Annotated in this window: 19 protein-coding genes, 2 pseudogenes and 1 riboswitch; of the genes and pseudogenes, 13 read left to right on the forward strand and 8 right to left on the reverse strand. The window is 72.2% G+C overall.

Translation table 11 applies throughout. From position 1 onward, the window contains the following. Nucleotides 1–49 precede the first annotated feature (49 nt). Nucleotides 50–273, reverse strand: a riboswitch (cobalamin riboswitch). Between the two features lie 185 nt (nucleotides 274–458). Continuing rightward, complete coding sequence (locus ACFRMN_RS12915; protein ID WP_383017664.1) at nucleotides 459–1,712, reverse strand: hypothetical protein; 1,254 nt, start codon at nucleotides 1,710–1,712, stop codon at nucleotides 459–461. A gap of 185 nt (nucleotides 1,713–1,897) precedes the next feature. On the opposite strand from ACFRMN_RS12915, the gene ACFRMN_RS12920 reads away from it, so the two are divergent. The 11 genes from ACFRMN_RS12920 to ACFRMN_RS12970 all read left to right on the forward strand — a co-directional run bounded on the left by ACFRMN_RS12920 (nucleotide 1,898) and on the right by ACFRMN_RS12970 (nucleotide 15,294). Then, nucleotides 1,898–2,884 (forward strand): ABC transporter substrate-binding protein, encoded by a 987-nt coding sequence (locus ACFRMN_RS12920; RefSeq protein WP_383017668.1) that lies wholly within the window; start codon nucleotides 1,898–1,900, stop codon nucleotides 2,882–2,884. Continuing rightward, nucleotides 2,881–3,957, forward strand: a complete 1,077-nt coding sequence (locus tag ACFRMN_RS12925; protein WP_383017671.1) for a FecCD family ABC transporter permease — start codon at nucleotides 2,881–2,883, stop codon at nucleotides 3,955–3,957. Before ACFRMN_RS12920 ends, ACFRMN_RS12925 begins: the two co-directional genes overlap by 4 nt. Next, the gene (locus tag ACFRMN_RS12930; protein WP_383017674.1) at nucleotides 3,954–5,009 is read left to right on the forward strand and encodes a FecCD family ABC transporter permease; all 1,056 of its coding nucleotides are present in this window, start codon (nucleotides 3,954–3,956) and stop codon (nucleotides 5,007–5,009) included. The genes ACFRMN_RS12925 and ACFRMN_RS12930 overlap by 4 nt, the downstream gene beginning before the upstream one ends. 68 nt (nucleotides 5,010–5,077) lie before the next feature. Next, a complete protein-coding gene (locus ACFRMN_RS12935; RefSeq protein ID WP_383017677.1) occupies nucleotides 5,078–5,914 on the forward strand; it encodes an ABC transporter ATP-binding protein in 837 nt (278 codons plus the stop codon). A 64-nt stretch (nucleotides 5,915–5,978) separates the two neighbouring features. Continuing rightward, nucleotides 5,979–6,113 carry a streptamidine family RiPP gene (gene amiA / locus ACFRMN_RS12940; RefSeq protein WP_257136712.1) on the forward strand — a complete coding sequence of 45 codons (135 nt, stop codon included), beginning with the start codon at nucleotides 5,979–5,981 and terminating at the stop codon, nucleotides 6,111–6,113. Nucleotides 6,114–6,231: 118 nt separating this feature from the next. After that, complete coding sequence (locus ACFRMN_RS12945) at nucleotides 6,232–7,107, forward strand: hypothetical protein (RefSeq protein ID WP_383017680.1); 876 nt, start codon at nucleotides 6,232–6,234, stop codon at nucleotides 7,105–7,107. Then, nucleotides 7,104–8,795 carry a CocE/NonD family hydrolase gene (locus ACFRMN_RS12950; RefSeq protein ID WP_383017683.1) on the forward strand — a complete coding sequence of 564 codons (1,692 nt, stop codon included), beginning with the start codon at nucleotides 7,104–7,106 and terminating at the stop codon, nucleotides 8,793–8,795. The genes ACFRMN_RS12945 and ACFRMN_RS12950 overlap by 4 nt, the downstream gene beginning before the upstream one ends. A 50-nt stretch (nucleotides 8,796–8,845) precedes the next feature. Then, nucleotides 8,846–10,213: a YcaO-like family protein gene (locus ACFRMN_RS12955; RefSeq protein ID WP_383017686.1), complete on the forward strand. Its 1,368-nt coding sequence runs from the start codon at nucleotides 8,846–8,848 to the stop codon at nucleotides 10,211–10,213. A 13-nt stretch (nucleotides 10,214–10,226) separates the two neighbouring features. Then, on the forward strand, nucleotides 10,227–11,741 hold the full coding sequence (locus ACFRMN_RS12960) for a nitroreductase (protein WP_383017689.1): 1,515 nt from the start codon (nucleotides 10,227–10,229) through the stop codon (nucleotides 11,739–11,741). Continuing rightward, nucleotides 11,738–13,480: an ABC transporter ATP-binding protein/permease gene (locus ACFRMN_RS12965; protein WP_383017692.1), complete on the forward strand. Its 1,743-nt coding sequence runs from the start codon at nucleotides 11,738–11,740 to the stop codon at nucleotides 13,478–13,480. The genes ACFRMN_RS12960 and ACFRMN_RS12965 overlap by 4 nt, the downstream gene beginning before the upstream one ends. Then, nucleotides 13,477–15,294 carry an ABC transporter ATP-binding protein gene (locus ACFRMN_RS12970; RefSeq protein ID WP_383017695.1) on the forward strand — a complete coding sequence of 606 codons (1,818 nt, stop codon included), beginning with the start codon at nucleotides 13,477–13,479 and terminating at the stop codon, nucleotides 15,292–15,294. Before ACFRMN_RS12965 ends, ACFRMN_RS12970 begins: the two co-directional genes overlap by 4 nt. Nucleotides 15,295–15,327: 33 nt before the next feature. Here the strand turns inward: ACFRMN_RS12970 and ACFRMN_RS12975 are convergent. Next, nucleotides 15,328–15,750 (reverse strand): annotated as a pseudogene (locus tag ACFRMN_RS12975) (nucleoside deaminase); the annotation flags it as partial. 50 nt (nucleotides 15,751–15,800) lie between these two features. Between ACFRMN_RS12975 and ACFRMN_RS12980 the strand changes: the two are divergent. After that, nucleotides 15,801–15,941, forward strand: a pseudogene (locus tag ACFRMN_RS12980) (hypothetical protein); the annotation flags it as partial. A gap of 35 nt (nucleotides 15,942–15,976) precedes the next feature. Here ACFRMN_RS12980 and ACFRMN_RS12985 read toward each other — a convergent pair. The 6 genes from ACFRMN_RS12985 to ACFRMN_RS13010 all read right to left on the reverse strand — a co-directional run bounded on the left by ACFRMN_RS12985 (nucleotide 15,977) and on the right by ACFRMN_RS13010 (nucleotide 22,193). Further along, nucleotides 15,977–16,705, reverse strand: a complete 729-nt coding sequence (locus ACFRMN_RS12985) for a DJ-1/PfpI family protein (protein WP_383017698.1) — start codon at nucleotides 16,703–16,705, stop codon at nucleotides 15,977–15,979. A gap of 389 nt (nucleotides 16,706–17,094) precedes the next feature. Next, the gene (locus tag ACFRMN_RS12990; protein ID WP_383017701.1) at nucleotides 17,095–18,063 is read right to left on the reverse strand and encodes an aldo/keto reductase family oxidoreductase; all 969 of its coding nucleotides are present in this window, start codon (nucleotides 18,061–18,063) and stop codon (nucleotides 17,095–17,097) included. 380 nt (nucleotides 18,064–18,443) lie between these two features. Beyond that, nucleotides 18,444–18,773 (reverse strand): hypothetical protein, encoded by a 330-nt coding sequence (locus tag ACFRMN_RS12995; protein WP_383017704.1) that lies wholly within the window; start codon nucleotides 18,771–18,773, stop codon nucleotides 18,444–18,446. A 116-nt stretch (nucleotides 18,774–18,889) separates the two neighbouring features. Beyond that, entirely contained in the window at nucleotides 18,890–20,167 is a 1,278-nt protein-coding gene (locus ACFRMN_RS13000) for a ferritin-like domain-containing protein (RefSeq protein WP_383017707.1), read from the reverse strand. Next, on the reverse strand, nucleotides 20,164–21,015 hold the full coding sequence (locus tag ACFRMN_RS13005; protein WP_383017710.1) for a phosphate/phosphite/phosphonate ABC transporter substrate-binding protein: 852 nt from the start codon (nucleotides 21,013–21,015) through the stop codon (nucleotides 20,164–20,166). The genes ACFRMN_RS13000 and ACFRMN_RS13005 overlap by 4 nt, the downstream gene beginning before the upstream one ends. Beyond that, nucleotides 21,012–22,193 carry an acyl-CoA dehydrogenase family protein gene (locus ACFRMN_RS13010; RefSeq protein ID WP_383017713.1) on the reverse strand — a complete coding sequence of 394 codons (1,182 nt, stop codon included), beginning with the start codon at nucleotides 22,191–22,193 and terminating at the stop codon, nucleotides 21,012–21,014. The genes ACFRMN_RS13005 and ACFRMN_RS13010 overlap by 4 nt, the downstream gene beginning before the upstream one ends. A 1,715-nt stretch (nucleotides 22,194–23,908) precedes the next feature. On the opposite strand from ACFRMN_RS13010, the gene ACFRMN_RS13015 reads away from it, so the two are divergent. Continuing rightward, nucleotides 23,909–24,697: a DeoR/GlpR family DNA-binding transcription regulator gene (locus ACFRMN_RS13015; protein ID WP_383017716.1), complete on the forward strand. Its 789-nt coding sequence runs from the start codon at nucleotides 23,909–23,911 to the stop codon at nucleotides 24,695–24,697. Nucleotides 24,698–24,817 lie beyond the last annotated feature (120 nt).

Consider the following 24,817-nt stretch of genomic DNA (forward strand, 5'->3'; position numbering starts at 1 on the left):
TATGTACGCCGACCCGCCCACGAGGTCACCGGGATGTCCGCACGCGATCGGTCGCGTGCGGGCAACGGGCAGGTCTTCGGACTCACGGGCCCGCCTCGTACGTACTGTCACGAGACACCTACTGGCCGTCGCTTCCCAGACCCGTCCGGGTCCAGTGCGTATGACGGCGGTCGTTCCCACTCACCGCTGCGGGGCAGTCCCGGATTTCCACCGGGTTCCCTCTTGCGACGCCCCGCCTGGCGGACAGGGCGAACCAGTTGCAGGGCCACCCTAGAGGGAGGAGGGGGGAGCGCGCATCCCTGCCCGGCCCCGGAGCGCGATACGGGCCTCCGCGCGCGGAGGCGTCGCGGCACGGCGGGGCGCGCCCGGCGGGCACGAGGAAGACGTCACGTCTCCCGGTGGAAGCTCACGCGCCCCTCAGAATTGAATGGGCCCGCTCCGTGGTGGTGCGGAGTGGTTCAGCGGCCGACCGTGTCGGCGTGGGCTCCGTCGCCGGGGACGAGGAGGGCGAGGTGGCCCCCGTCGTCGAGCGGTGTCGGGACGGTGAGTGTGACCAGTTGGACCGCTCGCTCCGCGTCGAAGAGGTGGATCTCGCCGTGCCCGCCCCGGGAGACGGCGACCAGTGTGCCTCCCGGCGAGCCCGCGATCGCCCGGCGCTGGACGCCGTCCCACGGTGTACCGCCGCGACGAGGGGCCCCGGTCATCGCCGGCAGAGGGAGCCGTGCCGTGACGTACGGACGCCCGCCGGGGCCGGTCGGCGCGGCGAGGAGGACGAGTTCGTCGCCGTCGGGGTGGACGCGGGCGTACGCGATATGGCGGGCGGTCACCGCCAATCGGAAGACGAGGCCGGGGCCCAGGTCCAGCCGGCCGGTGCCGCCGGTGTCGAGGTGGTGCCACCAGGCGTCGTTGGTCCAGTCCGGCCACTGCTCGGGATCGGCGGGCCCGCCTCGTACACAGGACCACAGGATCCGCCGGACAGGATCGAGCCGCAGGTAGAAACCTCGTCCGCCGGTCCTGCCGTCGGCCTGCCAGGGCAGTGGCGGCTCGGCGACGAGCCTGTCGCCGTTCCGTCGGGCGCGGTGCACACCTGAGCCCGCCGCGGCGAACAGCCGTCCGGTGAGCGGGTCCAGGGCGTCCCCGTGCCCGTCGTCGTCCGGGAGAGGGAGGCGCTGAACGGCTTCGGCGGGCGGGCAGGCGGGAGCGGCGGCCATCAGGTCGCTGTGCCGGTGGACCGTCAGCTCACCCGGTTCGCGGTGGCGCAGGACGACCAGCGGCTCCCGGCCGCCCACGACGGTGACTCCCGGCTCGCCCACCCGCGTGCGTACGCGCACGGCGCCGGCGCGGCCGGGCGCGCCGAGGTCGACGGCCGTCAGCAGGTCGGTCCACGCCTCGCCGTTGCGCCCGAGGCCAGTGGTGACGGCGAGGTGTCGCCCGGTCGGGTCGGCCGACAGGTGTTCGGCCGGCGTGGCGACCGGCACCGCGGTCTCCACCAGGGGTCGTCCCGCGTCGGGACCGTAGGGATCGAGGACAAGCAACTCGCCGGCCCGGTCGTCGACGAACGCGGTCCGGTCGCCGCTCAGTGCGAGGAACCCGGCGTGCTCGGCGAGGTGCCGGCCGCTCATCACCGTTCGTTCCGTGCCGTCGGGAAGGTCCAACAGGGTTATTCGGCCCGCTACTTGGTCGGCGACCAGCAGGCGAGGGGACAGGGTCACGGCGAACTCCGATGTCGGGGCGGCTGGTGTGGGGCGCCTCGTGTGGGGGCGGCGACCCGGGGGAGTGATGGATGCGGTTATTGGTAATGATTATCATGACGGAGTCTTGGTTCGTAACGGGCAACACCGGGCCCCGCCGAGACGTCTGCCATGCCCCGGGACGACGGAACTGAGGAACCAACCCCATGCCACGCACAGTGCTGAGAGCCCGCCGATGGATCGCGACCGCCGTACTGGGAGGTCTGCTGGCCGGCTGCGGTCCCGGAGTCACAGGCGGCGACGACTCAGCGGGCAACGCCGAGAAAGATGACAACTCGCGCACGAGCGTCGAAGTGCGGCCCATCGAGGCAGCGACGAAGATCACTGACGCCAAGGGCATCACCGTCTCCCTGGCGAAGCCCCCGAAGAAGGTCGTCTGCCTGGTGGCCCTCTGCGACGACATCCTCGTGGAGCTGGGCATGACGCCGGCCGCCACCAACTCCCGGTTGCCGGCGCATCCGAAGTTCCTGGGCAAGGAGAAGGCGGCGAAGATACCGGTCGTGCCGGGCGGCTTCCTGAGCCCCGAGGCCGAGGCGATCCTCTCGTACAAGCCGGACCTGGTGATCGGTCTGGAGGACACCCACGGCAAGCTCGCGCCCGCGCTGAAGGGCGCCACCGCCTTCTGGCCGGTCCAGCCCGGCTCCTGGCAGGACAGCGTCGGCTATCTGCGGAACCTGGCCGCGCTGACCGGGCGCACCGAGCAGGGAGAGCAGGCGGAGCGGACGTTCCGTACCCGCCTGGCCGAGGCGGAGAAACACAAGAGCGACAAGACCGCTCTGATCATCTTCGGCAGCGACGAGAACTTCGGCGTCGCGACCCCTCAGACCGATGTCGCGGCCGGGCTTTTCCCGAAGCTCGCCCACTATCCGTGGAAGAGCCGCGGAGTGGACGGTACGTACAGCCTGGAGGAGATCCTTGCCCGGGACGTCGACGTGCTGTTCGTCGAGACTCTCTCGTTCGGCGCTCCCGACGGCAAGCTGTCCGACAAGCTCGCCAAGAACCCCCTCTGGTCACGGATTCCCGCTGTCAGGAACGGCAAGGTCATCGAGGTCGACTCGGAGGCGTGGGCCAAGGGGCGCGGAACCCGCTCCCTGGGCCTGGTCCTTGACGAGGCGACGGCCGCCCTCCGGTGACACGCCGGCCGGTCGCGCTCGTCTGTCTGCTGACGGCGGCCCTGGCGAGCGCTGTGTGTGCCCTGTGCCTGGGAACGCCGTACGTGGCACCGACCCGGATCGCGCGAGCGCTGGGAGGAGACGGCCTGGAGAGCGTCATCGTCGGCCAACTGCGGCTGCCACGACTGGTGCTGGCGGTGGTCGCCGGGGCCTGTCTGGGCGCCGCGGGGCTTGTGCTCCAGGAGGCGTTGCGCAACCCGCTCGCCGTACCGGAGATGCTTGGCGTCTCCTCGGGCGCCGCGCTCGGTGTGGCGGCTCCGCTGGTGCTCGCCCTGTCCGTGCCGCTCGCCGCGCAGCCGTTCCTGGCTCTGGGCGGGGCGGCGCTCGGCGGGGTGCTGACCCTGCTCGCCGCGGGATTCGGACGCGGTCCCTCGGCGGTGCTGCTGACCGGAGCCGCCGTCGCGGCGGCGCTCCAGGCCGGGCTGTTGGTACTCATGGTGCTGGCCGACCAGCTCGATCTCCAGCTCATCTACCGCTATCTGCTGGGCGGTCTGTCCGCCCGGACCTGGGACGACGTCACGGGGCTCTGGCCGTGGCTCGTCGTGGCGGTACCGGCGCTCGTGCTGTGTGTGCCGGTGCTCGGGGTGCTGCGGCTGGGGGATGACGACGCCCGCGCACTGGGCGTACGGGTCGGACGTGCCAGGGTGGCCGCGCTGGCCATCGCCGTCGTCCTGATCGCTCCGGTCGTGGCGGTCTGCGGACCGGTGGCCTGGGTCGGCTTCCTCGCGCCCCATCTGGCCAGACGGCTTCGGCCGGACGGTGGCGCGGCGCTCTGGCTCGTCTGGTCCGCGGCGTGCGGTGCCGTCGTGGTGCTCTGCGCCGACCAGCCGGCGCGACTGGCCCTGGCTCCCGTAGAGACGCCGGTGGGCGCGTGGACCGCGCTGGTCGGGGTGCCCGTCGGGGTGGCCCTGCTGAAGCTGGGGCGGCGACGTCCCCGGACCGGGGTCCGCGCCCAACCGGTCGTGCGGTACGAGGCGGAGGACGATCCGGTACGGGACGCCCCGCCCGCCCTCCTGCGGAAGGCGGAACGATGAGTGTGCCACGGGCCGTCGCGGAGCCGGTCCACCGCGCGGTACGGAGCGGGCCCGCCAGGATCGCGGCCCTCGCGCTGCTCGTCGCCGTGGTCGGCTGCGCCGATCTGGTCGCCGGGCGTGCCGTCTCCGTCGCCGATGTCCGGGACGTCCTGCTCGGCGGCGGTGACCCCATGGCCCGGCACATCGTGCTCCAGCTCAGAATGCCCCGGCTGCTGGTGGCACTGGTCGCGGGCGCGAGTCTCGGACTGGCCGGGCTCGTGATCCAGTCGGCGCTGCGCAATCCGCTGGCCGGGCCCGAGGTCACCGGCGTCACCCCGGGCGCGGTGCTCGGCGCCGTGACCGCCACGGGGCTCGGCCTCGCCGGCTGGGAGTCCCCGGCGGCGGTGGTCGTGGCGGCGTGTCTCGGCGGCTTCGCCGGAGCGGGACTGCTCTGGCTGCTCACCGGGCGGGAGAAGGGCGATCCGGAGCAGACCGCGGTGTACGGCGTACTCGTGTCGGCGGTGCTCGCCGGATGCACCGCCATGGTGCTGCTGGTGGCGCCCGGGGAGCTGGGCAGTGTCGTCCAGTGGCTGATCGGTTCCACGGAGGGGCGGGTCTGGCAGCACTGGCACCCGCTGTGGCCCTGGGCCCTGGTGTGGGCCGGGGTGGCCTGGCTGCTCGCCGGGCCGCTGACGCTGCTGCGCTGCGGCGACGAACAGGCCGCGGCGGTCGGGCTCGACACCGGCCGGGGCCGGGCAGCGGCCCTGGTGTGCGCGGTGGCGCTGACGGCCGGTGCCGTCTCCGCGGTGGGCGCGCTCGGTTTCGTCGGGCTGCTGGTGCCGCATCTGGCGCTGGCGCTCTTCGGCGCCGATCTGCGCGTCGCGCTCCCCGGCGCGGGGCTGCTCGGGGCGGTCGTGGTGTGCGGAGCCGACGCCGCCGCGCAGGCGCTGTCCCGGGTCCTGGCCCAGGCGCTCGACACGGACCGGCTCACGGTCCCGGTGGGCGCGCTGACCACATGTGCCGGGGCGGGGCTGCTGCTGATCGTGGCCCGCCGACGTACGGATGAGCGATGAACAGCCGGCGCGATTCCCCACAAGGGGCGCGCCGCGCGGGTGGGAGAGAGGGTGGGAGAGAAGGCGACATGATCACTGGAGATCGCGGTGCCGTCCGGGCGGAGGGCCTTTACTTCGGGTATCCGGGGCGCGAAGTCCTGCGCGGCGTCGACCTGCGTATCGGGGCCGGGGAACTGGTGGCCCTGATCGGGCTGAACGGCTGCGGCAAGAGCACCTTCCTGAGGCTCGCCGCCGGGCTGCTCGCCCCGAGCGGGGGCCGCGTACTGCTGGAGGGGGACGAGGCGGCCGGGCTGACCAGAAGGGCCGCCGCGCGCCGCGTCGCGCTGCTGCATCAATCCGCCCCGGCCGTACCGGGATTGACCGTACGCCAGCTGGTGCGGCAGGGGCGGTACGCCGCCCGGGGGCCGCTCGGGATGCTCCGGGAGGGGGACGACGAGGTGAGTGCCCGGGCGCTCGCGGATGTCGGTGTCACCGCTTGGGCGGACCGTCCGGTGGACGCGCTGTCCGGGGGCGAGCGCCAACGCGTGCGGCTGGCCATGGCGTTGGCCCAGGACACCCGGGTGCTCTTCCTCGACGAGCCGACCACCTATCTGGACCTGCGGCACCAGCTGGAAGTGCTCCAAACGGTGGTGCGGCTGCGCGAGGAGCGCGGGCTGACGGTGGTGATGGTGCTTCATGACCTCAACCACGCGGCCCGCTTCGCGGAGCGGATCGTGGCGTTGCGCGATGGCCGGGTGGCCGCCGACGGAAGCCCGCACGAGGTGGTCACGCCCGGACTGCTGGCCGAAGTGCTGGGTGTCCAGGGCCGGGTGGACCTGGATGCGGAGGGCGGCTGGCCGGTCTGTTACCCAGATCACCCTTTCGACTCTCGCAAGCCATTGCGGAATGAAAATCATATTCATTAGTGTCTGTGGTGCGGCGAGCACAACAGCCGTAACTGTCAACCGAAGCACAAGGAGGCATCAACTCATGGAGCACAACAAGGTGTTCAGCCCGATCGCCGACCAGGGGCAGCTCGCCCACCTCTCCGCGACCCACTCGAACGCCCTCGTCGAGAACCCTTTCGACGACGCCGTCGAGGCCGACACCGCGGCGGAGAAGTAGAGCGACCGCTGCTGACAGCAGCAGGTTCGTAGACCGCGTGACGGGCCCGCCCGGCTGTGATCCGGGCGGGCCCGTCCCGTTCGTGGCCCTGACAGTGACCATTACTCCGGAGGTTTCCGTGCCCCCCAGCCGACTCGCTCCCGGCACCGGGATCGTCAACGTCCCCGGTGCCGGACTGGCGCTCCGCACCGCGGACGGCGCATTCCTGCGCATCGACACCGGCCACGCCGACGGCGAGGCGCTGACGAAGCGGCTGGTCACGGGAGAGGGAGGGAAAGGTACGGAGGCGAACGACGAACTCGCCCCGCTCGTCACGGCGTTCGAGGAGGCCGGCTACGCCGTGCCGGAAGCCGCGGGCCCCCGGCCACGTCCACTGCGCGGACACACGGTGCTCCTCCTGGGCGACACCTGCCTCACCGCGCCGCTCGCACGCTTCGCCGCCGCCGAGGGCGCCGATGTCCGCGCGACGGAACCGAAGAAGGTGACCGAACTCGTCCAGGGCCCGGCGCCCGACGTCCCGACCGCGGTGGTCTGGTGCCTCGACTCGCCCGTTCCGGAAGGGCTGTGGGACGAGGCCGACCGGCTGCCCGGACTACGTGTCGGCTGGCTGCGCTGCCACCGCGAGGGCGCTCACACATGGATCGAACCGGTCGCCTCGTCCCCCGGGGACGTCACCTCCGCCCACGTACGCCTGCGCAGGCTCGCCGCGACCCCCGCCCACCGCGAACTCGCCGCCTACTGGGCCGGCCGTCGCACCCCCGACACCGGCCCGCACCCCACCGAGGCGTCCGCCGCGCTCATCGCCTCACTGCTCACCGCCGACCTCGTCGCCTGGGCGGCCGGAGAGCGGCACCGGGCCTCCGCACCGCCCGCACGCCGCAGACTGCGGCGCGTGGACCTGAGGGACCTGACGGTCACCGAGCACCCTGTCCTGCCCGTTCCTCGGGTCGCTCCGATGCCCGCCCCCGCCGGGCCGGCGGGCAGTCGGCCATGACCATCCGGACCCTGTACGTCACCGCGCCGGACGGCGTCCGGCTGGCCACCGATGTGTGCCTGCCGCGATCATCCGGGCCTCACCCCACCGTAGTGATCAGGACCCCCTACGGCCGTACCGCCCACCGCGCCGAGCTGCGCGGCTGGGCGGCACACGGCTTCGCCGCCGTCGCCCAGGACGTACGGGGCCGGCACGGCTCGGAAGGGAAGTGGCATCCGTACCGCAGCCACGAGGAGGAGGACGGCGCGGCGACCATGTCCTGGGTGCGCGGCCACGTCTGGAGCAACGGCCGGGTGGTCGCGGCCGGAGCCTCGTATGCCGCCTACTGCGCGCTCGTCACCGCCGTGACCGGTGACGGCGGTGATGGCGGCGACGGTACGCCGGATGCCGTGATCGCCGCCGTGCCCGCCCTCAGCCTCGCCGAGACGGCCCGCGAGGCCACCGGTCCCGAGCGGCTCCGGGCCCGGGCCGGATGGTGGACGGCGCACGGCGACCGGCCCGACTCCGACCCGGACGCGCTGGAAACAGCCTTGGCCAGGGACCCCCGGCTGCTGGAACACCTCCCGGTGAGCGGACTGGGGAACCGGCTGGACCGTGAACTCCCCTCATGGACCCGGGTATGGGACGACTGCCGGCGCGGAAGGCTGGTCCTGCACGGGGCGGCCGCCCGGATGCCCCTCCTCGCGGTCGGCGGCACCCGCGACCCGTTCGCCGAGGACACGGTGGCGCTGTGGCGAGGCTGGGGCGGCCCGTCCCGACTGCTGCTCGGACCGTGGGGCCACCGTCTCACCGCGGGGGAGGAACCGGCCGCACACGGCCGGATCAACCTCGGCACGCTGTACGTACGGTGGTCGAAGGCGGCCCTCGCGGGCCGGCTTGAGCACACCCGGCGCGGCGTCATCGCGCTCGGCGGCAGCGGCCGGTGGTACCGCGCACCAGGACCGGACGACGGGCCATGCCCCGAAACGGCGGACGCGGTCCGGCGGCAGGTGCTCACGGGCACCGGCCGGCCGGGGACGGACCGCACCACGCCTCCATCCCCGCCTCCGTCCCGGACAGCACAGTGCGCGCGGGGCGAGGGGACGGCGCCGAGCGGCATCAGGGGTGCGGCATCCACCCGGCCCACCGTCTGGGCCTTCGGTACCCCCACGGGCCTGCGGCTGCTGCACGGCGCGGATTTCACGGCCGACCCGGCCCAACCCGTGCGCTCCGACGATCTCGTGGTCCCGGCGGGCGGCGATGGCGCCGACCGCTGTGTGCTGCTCTCGCGGCCGCTGGCCCGCCCGCTCGATCTGGCCGGGCATGCCGAGGCCAGAATCAGAGGCGTCACCGACGGGCCGTGCGCCGACTGGGCGGTCCGGGTCACCGCTCTCGACCCGTCCGGCCGCGCGGAACCGCTGGCCTTCGGCATCGTCCGGCGCACCGATCCGCCGGGCGACGCCGTGGGCATCACCGTGCCGCTCGGCACCCTGGGCCGCCGGCTCGACGCCGGAACCAGACTCCGGGTCGAGATCGCCGGACACCACTTCCCCGCCCACGCGCGCAACCCGCACACCGGCGAGAACCCGGTGACGGCCACCCGGCTCACACCGTCCCGCAGGACCGTACTGACCGGGGGCAGCGCCCTCGTCCTGCCCGTCACCGCCCGACGTCGCTACGTCGAGCCCGTACCGGAGATATGCCGTTGAGCAGCGTCCAGCCGTTGAACACCGTCCAGCCATTGAGCACCGTTCCGCCGATGAAGAGCGTTCTGCCGATCGAAGCCCTTGTCGACCCCGTCTGCGGGCTGATCCGTGATGTGGAACCCGTCGAGCACCCGGACGGCGCACCGCCCCGCTACATCGCCATGACCGCCAATGTCGCGGACGCCCGCCGGCTCGGCGCCTGGCCGGCCGACCGGGTCTCGCTCGGCACCACGTTCGGCGACCCCGACGGTGCCTGGATCGCCGCCGTCGCCGAGGCCGTGGAGCGCTACTGCGGCAACCGCCTCCCGCCGCCGGGCCACCCGAACGCGCCCCGCCGGGCCACCGCCGCCCAACTGGCCGCCGAGGGGCTGCGGCTGTACGGGCCGGGGGAGCTGCCCTCGTACGCCTCCTGGCAGTACGGACGCCAGAGGTTCCCGTACGCCGTGCTCGGGCCCGGAACACCGGCGCTGTGGACGCCGGGTACCGAGAACGGGCGGGAGTGCTGGGCGCCCGTAGCGCTGACCCACCTCAACTGGCGCCAGGGCGAGCTGCGTTCGCTCCCGCGTACCCATCACCTCAACTACGCGGGGATAGCCACCGGGCAGGGATACGACGACGCCGTCGAGCGTGGCCTCCTCGAAGTCGTGGAGCGCGACGCCCTGGAGCTGTGGTGGCATCTCGACGGCCCCACCCGTGGCATCGACCCGGCGACCGTGCCCGGTCTCACCGCGGACCTGGCGGGCGCGGACCTGGACGTCCACATCGTGGAGATGCCCTCCGAGTTCGCGCCTTGCATGGCGGCCCTGGTCCATGATCCCCGGAGAGGCATCCACGCGGCCGGATTCGCCTGCCGCTACGACCCGGCCGCAGCGGCCCGCAAGGCGGTCCTGGAGGCCGTGCACACCTGGGTGTTCACCCAGGGCGTGGTGGACGCCGACGGCTGGGTGTTCCAGGCCGTGGAGGCCGGAATGCTCGCCCGCGGCCTCTACCTCGACCACCGGGCCGACCGGCGCTATCTCGACGACTGCGGAACGCGCTTCGCCGCCGTACGCGACCTCGGCGCCCATGTGCAGGTCTGGCTGGACGACCGGATGGCCCCCCTGGCCCGCCGCTTCACCGAACCCGCCCTCGGTACCGTCCCCGTCACCGAGGCCGCCCACGGCAGCCGGGAGGCGCTGGACGCCGCCCTCGCCGCCGGGGGACACCGCGTGATCACCTTCGACCTGACCACCGAGGACATCGCCGAGACCTCGCTGCGCGTGGCCCGCGTCCTGGTCTCCGGCCTGATCCCCAACGCCCCCGCCGCCTTCGGCTACTTCGGCTGCCCCCGCTTCGCCGAGGCCGCGCTCGGCCGAGGCTGGCGGGCCCAGCCACCGACCGGGCCCGCGGACTTCACGCTCGCTCCGCCACCACACATGTGAAGGCACCCCGTCCATGACTCACGCTCCCGTATCCGCCGCCGGACAGGCACTGAGGCATGCCCTCGCCCACGCCAGGTCCGCCCGCGTTCCCGCCCGTGCCGCCCTCGCACCGCGTCGGCCCTTCCCCTGGGCCGGTGAATCGTTCCCCGTCGGGCAGCCGGGTGGGCCGCGAAGCCCCGGGCAGTACGGCGGCCCCCGACAGGCGTCCCCGGGCGGCGAACCGGTGGACCTGGACCGCCTGCTGCGGCTGTCGCTCGCGGTGCCGGGCGGCACGACGGGCCGACGGCGCCCCGTACCCTCGGCGGGCGCTCTGCACCCTGTCCGGGTCCACCTGCTGCTCGGCGCGGGCTGTTCGCTGCCGCCCGGACGGTACGTCTACGCTCCGCACACCCACCGGGTACACCGCCGCGGCCCGGCCCCGGCCCACGTGCCGCGGGGAGCGATCGCCGTACTCACGGTCACCGCCGGGAACACGGTCACCCACTACGGCCACCGGGCCTGGCCCCTGCTCCTTCTGGACGCCGGCCACGCCGCGGCCGCACTGGTACTGGCAGCGGACGGAACCGATCCGGAGGTCTGCCTGGACGCGGACGGTGCCACCCTCTCCGCCGCGGCCGGACTTCCGAGCGCGGGCGACTGGACGACCCACTGGCCCGGGACCGAACCGGAACAGCCACTCGCCGCCGTCCGTTTCACAACCCCGGAGACCGGCCGCTCGGACGACCCCCTGTCCGTCTGGACCTCGCTCCCGCTCGCCGGCGCCCCCGCCCCCAGCTCCGGCGCGGACGTCGTACCGCCCGGCGCGCTCGCCGAAACACGGCACCTGCTGGAGATCCTTGCCGCCGGCGAACAGACCGAGGCCACCTGGCAGACCGCGCGACGCCCCGCGCCCGTCACGGACAGCGTGCTGCCGGAGCGCCGGAGCGCCGACCCGGCGGATCTCACGCGGCCGCCCCCCGAAGACCTGCTGGCCCGGATCCTCACCACGGCCGTCGCCGCGTGGCCGGGCGGACCGCCATGGAGCGCGGCCACCGGCGGCCCCACGCCCGCGCTGCTCACCCTCGCCGCCCCGCACCCCTCCCGTACGTTGCCCGGCACCCGTAGCGGACCGGACGCCACCCCGACGGCCGGAACGCATACCGGGCTCCGGACGCCGCCTGCTGCCGGATCCGCGCCGCCCCTGCGCGTCCTGGCCACCGGGGAGGCACGGCCCACCCTCGCCCACTGGGCGGCCGGACAGCACTGGATCGCCGAAGCGGGCGCCGTACTGCTGGCCCACGGCTGCCCCTTCGACGCCCCCGCCGCCCGGGTCAGACTCGACCATCTCGCCGCCGGATACGCCGCCGGAATGGCTCACGCCCACGCCGCGGCGGAGGGGCTTCCGGCACGGCCCATCGGCTCCTGGCAGCAGGCCGACCTCGGCGCCGCACTCGGCGAGGCACCCGACCGCGACTGGATCGTGCACGGTCTCGCCCTCGGCGGCCCGCCCGCCCCGACCTCTCCGTCCCGCGAGGAAGAACGCCCATGATGCTCCACCCGGAACTCCTGCGCGCCGCGCGCGGCGCGGCCCGGCCGCTGGCGGGCGCGACCGCCCTGCTCGCCGCGGTCACGGTCACCCACCTCGCGCAGGCCGTACTGCTCGCGGTCGTGCTCTCCCGGATCGCCCGGGGCGACCTGAGCGGACTCCCCGCACTGCTCGGGGCGGTGTTCGCCGTCGTTCTGGCGCGCGCCGCGCTGGGCAGGACACAACGACTGACAGCGGTGAAGGCGGGAGCCACTGTCCGGGTCCGGCTCCGCGACGACCTGCTGAGACGCCTCGGACAGCTGGGGCCGACCGCGCTCACCGGCGCCCGGGCGGGAGCGGTCCGGGCGACCGTCGTCGACGGCGTGGAGGGCGTGGACGCCTATGTGTCGCGCTACCTTCCGCAGTTGCTCATCACCTGCACCGTGCCGCTTCCGCTGCTCGCCGCCGTCGCCCGGGTTGAGCCGCACGCCGTTCTGGCCCTCGGGCCCGCCCTGCTGCTCGCGCTGTTCGGGCCGCGCGGGTGGGACCGGCTCCTGGCGCGCCGCGGCAAGGAACACTGGGACAGCTACGAAGCCCTCGCGGCCGACTACCTGGAAGCGTTGCAGGGCATGGCGACGCTGCGTGCCACCGGAGCCGTCGGCCGCACCCGGGAACGGCTGGAGCGGCGTTCGGCCGCGCTGCACCGCGCCACCGTGGCCAAGCTGCGCGTCTCGCTGGTCGACACCGGTCTCACCGATCTGGCGGTCCAGGGCGGAACCGCGGCGGCGGTCCTGGTCGCGTGCGCCTCCGCCACCACCGGGCGTACCACCGACGTCGGAACGTATCTCCTGCTGATGCTGGCATCGGAGTGTTTCCGCCCGGTCCGTGACCTCTCCCGGGAATGGCACGCCGGCTATCTCGGGGTCTCCGCGGCCGACGGCATCGCCGCGCTGCGCACCGCGGAGGGCGGGGTGGCCGACCGTGGCACGGCCGCCACGAGCCGGCACAAGGCCCCGGAAGTCACCTTCCACGATGTGTGCTTCACCCACCCCGGGGCGGATCTGCCCGCCCTGAGCGCGGTCACCTTCACCGCCGCCGCCGGACGCACCACGGCCATCGTGGGGCCTTCCGGAGCCGGTAAGTCGACTCTCCTGAGCCTGCTGCTGCGTCACCGCGACCCCGACAGCGGCCGGATCACCGTCGGCGGGACGGACACCACCGCGTACGCGCTCGACTCACTCCGCCGGGGCATCGCGGTGGTGTCACAGGACACCTACCTGTTCCACAGCACGGTCGCGGACAACCTGCGCCTGGCCCGGCCCACCGCGACGGACGCCGAACTGCGCGAAGCGGCACGCACGGCGGGCATCCACGACGAGATCGCCCGCCTGCCGGACGGGTACGCGACTCTCGTCGGCGAACGCGGTGCCACGCTCTCCGGCGGGCAGCGGCAACGGCTGGCGCTCGCCCGGGCGTTGCTCGCCGACGCACCGGTCCTGGTCCTGGACGAGGCGACCAGCGCGGTGGACGAACGCGGCGAGGCCCGGATCGTGAGGGAACTGCTGGCCGCGAGCCACGGGCGCACCTGCCTCGTTGTCGCACACCGGCTCGACGCCGTACGCCACGCCGACCACATCGTGGTCCTCGACGCCGGCCGTGTCGAGGCGGTCGGCGATCACCCGAGCCTGCTGGCGGGCGGTGGCGTGTACGCCTCGCTCGTCGCCGCGGGCAACAGCGCCACCCCGGAGGAACAGGCCGCATGAAGCCGACCCAGCAGCGACCGGACGAACCCCGCGAACTCCCGGCCGGGCACGAGGACCAGCGGTCGGGTGCCCTGCGCTCCCTGCTGCCCGTCCTCGGCGCGCACCGCGCCATGGTGGTGCGCACCTGCCTGGCCTCCCTGACCGACCAGACGGCGCTGGTCGCTCTGGTCACCCTCGGTGCGTACACCGTGGGCACAGCGGTGATCGACCACCGCCCCCCGTCCGCCGCCACGGTCACCGCACTCATCGTGCTCGTCCTGGTCAGAGGAGTGTCCACCTGGCGGGAGATGGACCTCTCGCACGACCTCGCCTACCGGATCCTCGCCGAACTGCGGGTACGGGTCTTCGACGGGCTCGCCCGCAGCGCGCCCGCCCGGATCGCGGGGCGCCGCAGCGGCGACCTCGCCGCGACCGCACTCGGGGACGTGGAGGCGCTGGAGTTCTTCTACGCCCACGCCATCGCCCAACTCCTCGCCTCCGGAGTGGTCTTCGGCTCGGCGGCGGTGGTGCTCGGCACCCTCGAACCCTGGCTGCTCGCCGTCGTACTGCCGGTCGCCCTGCTGCTCGTTTGGGCGCCCGTCCTGGACGGACGCGGACGTGCCGTACGAGGGGCCCGCACCCGGGCCGCGCTGGCGGAACTCTCCGCGGAGACGGTCGAGACCGTCGACGGCCTGCGCGAACTGCTGATGGCCGGGGCGCTGAACCGCAGGCGGGCCCGCCTGCGGTCCTACGGTCGCCGGCTGGCCCGGGAACAGCGGGCCGAGCAGTCCTGGGAAGCCGGCGCGACGGCCATCCGCGATCTGCTGGTCGTCGGCGCGCTGATCGGGGTGGTCGCCGCGACGGCGCACGTGGTCGCCGAAGGCCGGCTCGGCGGAGCCTGGGCCCCGGCCGCGATGGCCCTGGCCCTGGGCGCCCTGGCACCGGTCGCCGATTCCACGGCCTCGCTGGGCCAGGCGGGCAGCCTGCGCGCCGCGGCCGTTCGGGTCCGTGCGGCACTCCAGGCACCGGCCGGCGCCCCGGAACCGGCGACCGCCCGCCCGGTGCCGGCCGGCCCGCTCGGGATACGGCTGCGCGGCGTACGGTTCGGGTACGGCGCCGAGGCCGTACTGGACGGCCTGGACCTGACGGTCCCGCCCGGGGCGACCGTGGCCCTCGTCGGAGCGTCAGGTGCGGGCAAGACGACCTGCGCTCACCTTCTGGCGCGCTACTGGGACCCGCAGGAGGGGTGTGTCGAATTGGTGCCGGAGGCTATGCCGGAGGCTGATGCCGAACCCGCCGACCTGAGGGATCTGCCCGAGCGGGACATGCGTGCAGCGATCGCCGTCGTCGGACAGGAGGCTCCGCTCTTCCACGGCACGCTCGCCGAGAATCTGCTGCTCGGAGCCCCCGACGCCACCCCGGAGCAGCTGCGTACCGTGATCCGCGTCTGCGGTATCGATTCCATCGTCGACGCCCTCCCCGAAGGGCTCGGCACGGCGGTCGGCGAACGGGGCGCCACCCTTTCGGGCGGACAGCGGGCCCGGGTGGCCCTGGCCAGAGCGCTGCTGAGCGACCCCCGGGTTCTGGTCCTCGACGAGACCACGGCACATCTCGACCACCGGGGCGACGCGGAACTCGCCGGGGCCCTGGCCCGGGTCTCCGCCGACCGTACGACCCTGGTGATAGCGCACCGCCCCGCCACCGTCCGCAGGGCCGATCGCATCGCGGTGCTTGAGGAAGGGCGGATCGTCGAGGAGGGAACATGGGACGAACTGACGCTGGCCGACGGTGCGTTCGCGCGCTTGTTCTCTCGCCGAGTGGTACCTGCGACGTAGGTCTCCGGTCGCGGAGGCGTGCCGGGGGAGCAGTCTCCGGTGACGGGTGACAGCTGGCGTGGACAGTTCCGGCACCGGTCCTTCGACGGTCATCCCGGGTACGACGTCGTTGATCGGCAGGGCCCACACCGGAGGTGCCGGTACGCCCAAGCCGGCAAGCCAGGAAACCAGTTGCTCCGAGGAGACCACGTAGACGATCCGCCCCAGTCCCACCCAGCCATGCGCCGCGGCGCACATGGGGCCATGCTCACCGGACGTGTAGACGGCCGCGGCCGCCCGTTCCCGCGGCGTCAGATGAGACGCCGACCAGCGTGCCAGTTCGAATTCCGGATGACGGGTGCGGTCACCGGAAGCCACCCGGTTGCGGTCTTCGGCCAGTACCGTGCCGTCCGCCGCCACAAGGACCGAGCCGAAGGGTTCATCGCCGGCCTCCAGCGCCTCGGCGGCCAGCTCCACACAACGCGCACGTGCCGTAGCCCGCTGTCGTACCCGTCCTGTCTACGGAGATGCCCACGCCGTCAGCGTGGGCGCACTGCCCACGTGGGGCTGTCGCGCCACCTGTGCGCTCCGTCCTGGTCGTACCCGTTTCCGTTGACGGCCGGCACGCGGCGACCGGCAATCACGTGGACCACATCGCCGACACCGGCTTTACCACGACCGGGGTCATTCGTGACGGCGTGACTCACCGCGCCGTTCGGGTACGGAGTACAGTTCCCCGCCGTTCGAACTCCAGCACCGCTTCGACAGAGGTCGCGGCGCTGCTTCCGATGAACCGCTCCAGGAGCCACAAGGCGCCGTCGAGCCCGGAAGAGACTCCGCCCGCCGTCACCAGATCGCCGTCGTCGACGACCCGCTGGTCGACGACAGTGGCGCCCTGTTCCGCCAGATAGCTCTTCGCCCGGTGATGGGTGGTGCATGTCCTGCCGTCGGTCAGCCCGGCGGCGGAGAGCAGGATGACGCCGGTGCAGACACCGAGGGTGGTCAGTCCTCGGCGCTGTGCGTCGCGCAGCGCGGTGGGGAGCGTGCCCTTGTCGATCTCGGACCAGATACCGGCCTCGTTCCGGCGGGCGAAGCCGCCTCCTGGGACCACCATGAGATCCGCGTCCTGTGGAGACCAGGCGCCCGCTGCCACACGGGTGCCGTAGCGATAGGTGACCTCGGCCGGCCCTCCGCAGGTCACCAGGCTCACCGTCACGGGATGGCTCTGTGACGCGACGGAGAAGACCTCAAGCGGCCCGAAGACATCCAGTTCCTCCACTCCGTCGAAGGTGACGATGTGGACCCGCAGCGGATCGGTGTCGTTCGGAGCTGTTGACGGATTCGCCGCGTGGGCGGGACCGGAAACGAGGGACGAGCCGGCCACCGTGCCGAGCGCGGTCACGGAGGACCGCAGTAAACGCCTGCGATTCATGAATGCCCAACCACCTTCACCGGAGTGTGTGTTGTCCTGTCGAGGAGGTAGTCGGCCCCGGGTCTCGCCGAGTTCCCGTGGTGCCCGCTTCCGATACGTCGCGGAGGGCGGGTGGTGGCCTGAAGTGCCGCTACGGAACGAGGTGGACTGATAGGCGGCGTGTGCCTGTCACCTTCGCGAATGATCAAGGCGCTGACACCAGCAGGCCGAGGTGTACGGGACGTTCTCCGAGGTGCTTGTCCGCTTCCCGTACGACCCTTGATGCGTCACCCACCGAGGTAGCCGATCTGCACCGCCGCTCCATCCCACTGGAGAGCATGGAGTTGGTGCGGGTACGCGAGAGACGGTCCTCGGACCCCCTGCGGTGCAGGCTTGGTGGCCCTGACCGGCTACGGCAGTGCGGCGCCGCGCGCGTTGATCCAGAGCGCGTACCACTCCTCGTGGGTGAGATCGGGGTCGAGCCGCGCCGCGTCGCCGCACGCGCGGATGCGCTCGGGGCGGGCACTGCCGACGACCGGTGCGATACGGGCCGGGTGCCTCTGCAGCCACCACAGCAGAATCGTCTCCGGCGTAGTGCCCTTCGACTCGGCGAGCGCGGCGACGTGCCGCGCCGCCGCCTGCTCCGTGGGGGTCTCCTGAAGGCCGGTGAAGCGGCCCCGGGCGAGAGCGCCCCACGCCTGGAGACGGATCCCGTTGGCCCGGCAGTGCTCCAACGTCCCTGAGGGAAAGCCGACGGACACCGCTTCCGGCGTGTTCACCAGCACACCGCCCTCCAGCCAGTCCCTGCGGTGCAGGCTCATTTCCAACTGGTTCGCCACCAAAGGAAAATCCAGGTGCGCCTGAAGGAGCGAGATCTGCGCGGCGTTCATGTTGGACACTCCGAACCTGCGCACCAGCTTCTGCCGGTGCAGCGAGGTCAGGGCGCGGGCTGTGTCCTCGGGATCCGCCAGCGGGTCCGGCCGGTGCAGCAACAGCACATCGATGACGTCCGTGCGCAGGCGGCCAAGGCTCTCCTCGACCCGGCTGACGATGGACTCACCCCGCAGGTCGTACATGCCCGGCCGGTCGCCGTCGGCCAGCCGGATTCCGCACTTGGTCTGCAGCACGATGCGCTCGCGCAGCCCGGGTGCCCGTGCGAGAACCTCACCGAACACCGCCTCCGACTTCCCGTACCGATAGATGTCGGCGAGGTCGAACACCGTGATCCCACTGTCGAGTGCCGCCTCGACCGCCGCCTCGGCCTCCGCGATGTCCGCCGCGCCGTACGGTGTGGTGTCCCAGCCCCCGCCGAGCCCCATGCACCCGTACAGCAGCCGCTCGTCGCCCGGATCCCGGGCTATTTCCGCATTCGTCGTCACGGGCGGCCAGCCTTCCACAGGCGGGCACGCCGGCCAAATGACGTCGCGGCGGCCTGGGAAGTACAGCTCGCGGTCACGGCAACGTGTCCCCGGCCGCTGGTGCGGACCAGGTGGAGGGCGACCTGACCTTCTCGACCCGCACGGACCGTTTCGCGATCCGGCCCCTCAGCGCCACCAGGGTGTGAGGTCGAGCCCCGGATACCGCAGCGCCATCCCGGCAAGCGTCTCCGGTGTCCAGTAAGGATGTCCAGGCGGGGGGAACCCGAAAGCCTGGAGCTGACGTGGCGTGGCCCGTTCGACGAACCTGAACCAGTCCTCCTGCACGGCGGAGTGGGCCCAGCCCCGGCGCTGACCCCATTGGACGCCGGAGGGACGGAAGTTCACGTGCATGGTGTACCGGGCAGATATCTGTCGGGCACGGCAGGCAGGTCGCGCGTGTGTTTCCGGGAGACGAGGTGAGCCGGTCCGAATTCCTCGGGCACGTCCGCCAGGTACACGAACATCTCCAGCTGGCGGAAGCCGGGCGCGGTGCTGGGCACCAGGAGGGTGTGTCCCAGGTAGTCGCGGTGCGGATCCTGGTCGTAGTCGCCGGCACCGGCATACTTCGCCCAGGCCTCGGCCCCGTGCGGGTGACCGGGCGGATCGTCGAGGTGCGGCCCCCTCCGTATGAGCGTTTCAAGGTCACCCACCACCTCCAGGACGGCCGACACGGGTTATCCGCACGGGGGAGCCGGGGCACCGTGATCCTGCGGGCTGCGGGCTGCGGGCTGCGGGCTGCGGGCTGCGGCGCGGGCAACGGGCCACCGGGGGCGCACACCGGCGTGGGTCACATGAAGTTGCGGGTGTGCAGGGCGGAGAGGTCCGCGGCCTCGCGGTACGGGAAGCCCAGGTGTACCAGTCGCCGCTGGCGTCCCTCGTCCATCTGCGCCTGGAGCCGCAGGACGTCGCGGTGGCCGCGCGCGATCGCCCGGGGCGTCCACTCCCCGGCCGCCATGACGATCAGCGCGTCCGTCACGTCCTGGTTGAGACCCGCGGTGTCGGCCAAGGCGTCGTGTCGCCGCTCGACGGCCGCCCGCAGCCGGTGGCGCAGTCCCGGATCGACCGTGGCCTGGTGTTCCAGGTGGGCGATGCCGAACGCCACGTGGCGGGCCTCGTCCTGGCGGGCGAGTTGGACGACGCGCCGGGTGACGGGGTCGGGCGCGTGGCGGTCCAGGAAGGCCAGCAGGTTCAGGAAGCTGCCCTCGCCGAGTACGGAGAGCAGGAAGGAGGCCAGGGAGTAGTCGGGCTCGGCCAGCAGCGTGGTCAGCGAGGCCCGCCCGCCGACCGACGAGGTGCCCATGCGGCCGCCCTTGAGGAGCGCCCTGCGAGTGAACACCTCGATGTGTCGCGCCTCGTCGGCCGCCTGCACGGCAAGCAGTTGCAGCACCTCGCGGAAGTGCGGATGCACCCGGGCGAGCAGCCGCGCCGGGATGATCAGCGCGGCCTGCTCGTTCTCCACCAGGTAGGTCATGATCTGTACGACGACGGCCTGCTCCACGGCGTCGGGGAGCGTGAAGGGGCTGTCCCAGGGGACCGCGGTGGCAGGGTCCCACTGGGCGGCCGCGGCGTGGGCGTAGAGGGCGGGTGCCATGTCGCTCCACACGATGTCGCGGTCGGCGAAGTCGAAGGCCATCTCGGGCCCGCCGGCCTCGACGAGCGCGCCGCGCGCGGCCAGCCCCCAGTGTGCCGGCGGCCGGGCCATGACACCGTCGGGGGACGCGCCTCCGGCGCGCTCGGCCCCCGACCAGCGGTCCACCGCGCGGCGCCCGGGCCGCACCCACGCCCGCGGCCCGCCGCCCGGCCGACCGTCCCGCGCGTCGGACGGGCCGGGGAGCCGGACCTCGCAGCCCTCGCGTCGGCACCAGGCCGCGAGGTCGGTCGTCAGGTCAGGGCGGCAGCCCAGTACGGCGATCTCCTCGCCCGGCGGCACCCGCGCCAGCGCGCGGCCCACCAGGAGGTGGGCTCCCTCGTCGAAGCCGAGGTCCTGGAGATCGACGACAGGAGACCCGTCGGTGGCCCCACCACTGTCGAGAGACGCGTCGGCGGTGGGGCACTCTCCGGTCACGGCCGGTATTCCCGCGCGGTGACCCGGCCCTCGGCATCGTAGAAGCCGCTCTCCCGCACCGCGAGGTCCAGCGCGGCGTGCCCTTCGGTGCGTGCCGGACACCAAGCTGTCATGCCTTCGAGGTCCAGGAGGCGGCGGGCGTCCGGATCCGCGTACGACATGGAGAGCAGCAGCGCGGCGAGCCGGTCGACGGTGTCGGGCGGTGCTGTCTCGCCGGCCACCAGAAGGCAGTGGTCGTAGCGGGCGGTTTGGGTGAGGATGCATGTAGCGCCGACCGGCACCGTTCCCTCACGGCCGAACAGCAGGTGGTCGGCGTCCAGGAGGCAGGCCGCGTCGGCCCGTCCGGCGAGCAGGGCGCGGACGGCGTCGCGCTCACCGCCGATGTGGTCGCCGTGCAGGCCCACGCCCACGTCGTGCCGTGCCACCCGGAAGTCTGTGTGGGGGCGTAGGCCGAGGCTGTTCAGATGGGACAGCGGGATCAGCGTCGCCTGGGGCGAATCGAGGGCTCCGACCGCCACGGTGGTGTCCTTGAGGTCGGTGACGTTGCGGTGCGGGGAGTCGTGCCGCACCACGACCACCGAGGTCAGGTCGCGGTCGGTGTCGCGCATGAGCAGCGGGCGCAGGGCGACGCCGCGGGCCGCGGCCAGCCGCCGGGCGCGCAGCCAGGCGAGCGGGGAGTTCCAGGCCACCTGGATGCGGCCGGCCACAAGGTCCTCGACCTGCCGTTCGTAGTGGGAGTAGAGCACGAAGTCCGTTGCCGACCCCCGCTCGGCGAGCCAGGAGCGGAAACCCGCCCAGATGGTGACGGTCTTGGGGTCGTAGGCGACCGCGCCCACCAGCAGCGTCATCTGCCGGCCTCGCCGAAGACCGGGAGGCCCAGGCTCGCCCGCGCGACGAAGTCGTACAGAGCGTCGGTGGTGGGGGCCATGACCCGGGAGGCCAACGCGTCGCGGAAGCGGCGTTCGAGGCCCGACTCCCGGCGCAGGGCGGAGCCGCCGCACAGCCGCATGGCCTCGCTCGTCACGTCGTGCGCGGCCTCCGCCGCGACGGCCTTGACCTGGAGCACGCGTAGTGTCGCGTCCGCGCGACCGCACTCCAGGGCGGCCACGGTGTCGTGCAGGAAGGCGGCCACTTCGTCGGTCCGGATGCGCAGGGGAGCGAAGCGGGCGCGGACGGTCGGCTGGTCCGCGAGGGTCTGGTCGAGGTGGGAGAGACGGGCCCGGGTCAGATGGGTCCGGGTCAGCTCCATGACCGTGTCCATGGTGCCGAGCGAGCAGGCGGCGCTGAGGACCAGGAAGCGGGGCAGCGCGGTCTCCAGTGCCAGGTCCAGGCCCGCGCCGTCCGCGCCGAGCAGCGCGGTGGCCGGCACGGTGAGCCCTTCGGCGGCCATGGGGCAGGAGGCGTTGCCGCGCAGCCCCAGCCCGTCGAAGGTACCCGCGACGGTCAGCTCGGGGGCGTCGCCGGGCACCAGCCACAGGCTCATCGGCCCGTCGGCCCGCAGCGGGCGACTGGACCACACGTAGCTGTCCGCCTGGCCGGCCGAGGTCACCCAGCTCTTGCGCGCGTCGAGGCGGACGGAGTCATTGTCGGGCGTCGCGGTCCCCTCAGGGGTCCAGAAGTGGCTGCGCGAGCCGACCTCGGAGAACGCGAGGCTGGTCAGGTGGGTGCCCTCGGCGATCGCGCGCCGGGTCTTGTCGGGGCCGTGCTTCTCGATCACCGCGGTGGCGGCGTAATGCATGAGCACCACCATCGCGGTGGAGCCGCAGGAGCGGGCGATCCGTCGTACGACGTCGGCGGCTTGGCCGAGCGGGACGCCGCCGCCCCCGACAGTGGTCGCGCTGGTGGCGCCGAGGATGCCGGCGCGGCCCAGCGCCTCCACGCCGGACCGGGGAAAGCGACCGGTGGCGTCGACCTCGTCGGCCTGGGGGGCGATGGTCTGCTCGATGACCGATTCCAACGCGGCCATCAGAGCGGTGGGGTTCCCGGTCGTGTCCGGGGTGCCGCATGGGGAGGGGGGCAGTGGCATGACGGTATCCAATTCTTCGGGTAGATATGCCGCAAGAAGGTGCAAAAGCCATCAATCAACGCCCGAGCATAGAGGGGTTCGCCGAGCCCGCGGTGCACATCCGCGCCGCAAGCGTGCCCGGGCCACGTCGTGCCGGTACTCGGTCGGATCGGCGGGTGCCGTCAAAGCTCGAACTACTGGTCTCCCGTGGTCTCCTGGCGGCCTTCGCGCCTTGACAGCAGGGGGCAGGGGACTGGAAGCGGATCGTCAAGCCACCGCCGTCCGCCGGAGACGAACGCCTTGTGGCCGGGGCATCCGGCCTTGGGGCGCTGGACCCGGTCTCGGTGCCGTCGATCCGCAGCTCGACCACGGTGACCAGGAACGGTCGGTGAAGACCAGTCGGTTGTGATGGCCCGGCGCTGATGGCCCGGCCGCCGCGGAGTGCTGCTCCGCTGGTCGGAAGAGAAGACGGTAGATGAAATCGAGGACCGTCCTGAGGCCGTCGACGATTGCGGGTCCGCTTCGGCGGGCAGACCGCCGCTGCCTGTAGACGCACCGTCAAGGATGTGTCGACGCATGGTCAAAGACGTGCCGGGGATGCAGCGGAATCCTGAAGAAGTGCCTGGCCCTCGGTCTCACCACGGTCATGGTGAATCTCTTGCGAGCGATTCACGCGAGGCCGGCGGACGGTGACTCCGGGCATGCGGTGAATTGGTTCCTTTGGTCAAAGGGAACTGAATCTCTCCCATTTCTGCCCGCAAAAAACGAAGGAGGAAATATGCGCACGTTCAGTCGATCCGCTATAGGAATATCGGTGGCAGTCCTTGTCGTTCTACTCGGTCCGGGCATGGCCTCGTCCGCCACGGTCTCCACAGGCGAAGACGTTATGGTTGCCCCGACCGCGAATTCCTTCACGAGGACGTACGCCCAGTTGAACTCGGAGGAAGTAGGCGCACTCGCCACCATTTGCGGCGGAAACTACCTACTTGGCTCTTCCGACCCGATGCCCTTTGGAGTGGACCCTGCGAAGCGTAAGGGTGTGCCATGAGGGATGGCAGTGGAAAGGTGCTGGTTAACACTGGAATTCGTTACGGCGTCAGCTGCTGAACTTCCCTGTCCCGCCGCGCCCGAGATGAATATTCCAGCCCTGAGGTGAACGGCAGGGGCTCGATCATTTCGTCAATCGCCCTCTGTGGCCTGCGCGTCCTCGTGGTTCATAGGTACTCGTTGAGAATTCTCGGAGGCGCGGTGGCGCAGAGCAAGTAGCCGGCCTACCGAGCCCGCATGACCTTCCTCGGCCCGGCAGGCCGACAGTTCTACACCCGCTGGAGCCGCACGGCCCAGGCAACCGCGGGCCACCTTGCCGTCGTTCACCGGGACCCCGGCACCGTGGCCGGCTCTCCGCCGCCCGCCGCTGAATCCCCAACAACTCCAGAACCACCGTTCACCGGACAGACCCTCACGAGGGTGAACTCCTCGCCCCGGACGCATCCAGTGATCGGTTCCCCGCGGCTCGCCCCGGAGACAGCGCACGCTGCTGCTGACACCTGCCTTGGATACGTGAGAACTCCAACGAGCAGCATGATCGGGGGGACAAGTCCTCGGAGTGGCCAACTTTCAGCGACCGGTGACGATTTGTGCGCGAAACCCTGAAGAAATGAACTCTACTGGACAGGTCCATGCGTGTCGGCCTGTGGTTTGATTGCCTGGTAGGTACACAGACAAGGGGACCGCGGATGGCGTCAGTGCAGGCACGGTGGAGTGCCCTGCTGGAGATGTTGACGCGTGACGGCCGCATCGAGGTCGACGCCGCCGCAACGGAACTGGCCGTCTCCACCGCGACGATCCGCCGGGACCTCGACGAACTCGCCCGGCAGAACATGGTCACGCGCACCCATGGCGGTGCCGCGATCAACGCGATCGCATACGATCTGCCCCTGCGCTACAAGGCGGCCCGCAACGCGCCGGAGAAGGGGCGGATCGCTCAGACCGCGGCGGGCCTGGTGAAGGCCGGTGCGGTAGTCGGTCTGAACGGCGGCACCACGACCACCGAGATCGCGCGAGCCCTGTCCGCCCGCGCAGATCTGACCTCGAATGGCGCCGAAGCCTCGTTCACGATCGTCACCAACGCGCTGAACATCGCCAACGAACTGGTCGTACGACGCCATGTGAAGCTCGTTGTGACCGGTGGCGTGGCACGACCGGCGTCCTACGAGCTCGTCGGCCCGCTGGCTACCGAGTTGCTGGCGGAGATCACCCTCGACCAGGTCTTCCTGGGCGTTGACGCGATCGACGTCGCGCATGGCGCGACGGCGCGGCACGAGGGTGAGGCAAGCATCAACCGGGCTCTGGCCCAGCGGGCCCAGCAGGTCGTAGTGGTGGCGGATTCGACCAAGCTGGGCCAGCGAGCCTTCGCCAGGATCTGTCCGGCGCGAGACGTCGATGTGCTGGTGACGGACAAGGGCGCGGCGGCCGAACTCACCGAGCCGTTCAGCGCTGTTGGCGTGGACGTCATCCGCGTCTGACGTTCGGGAATCGTAGTCCCGGCCTGACGCCCGGAACTCGTCGTCCCGCGCCTGACGTCCGGGACTCGTCGCCCCACGGGGCCCTTCCTCTCCGGGCTTGTCGCTCCCGGGCTCTCAAGA

Origin of the sequence: Streptomyces sp. NPDC056835, assembly GCF_042789485.1 — a bacterium.
Taxonomy (GTDB): Bacteria; Actinomycetota; Actinomycetes; order Streptomycetales; family Streptomycetaceae; genus Streptomyces.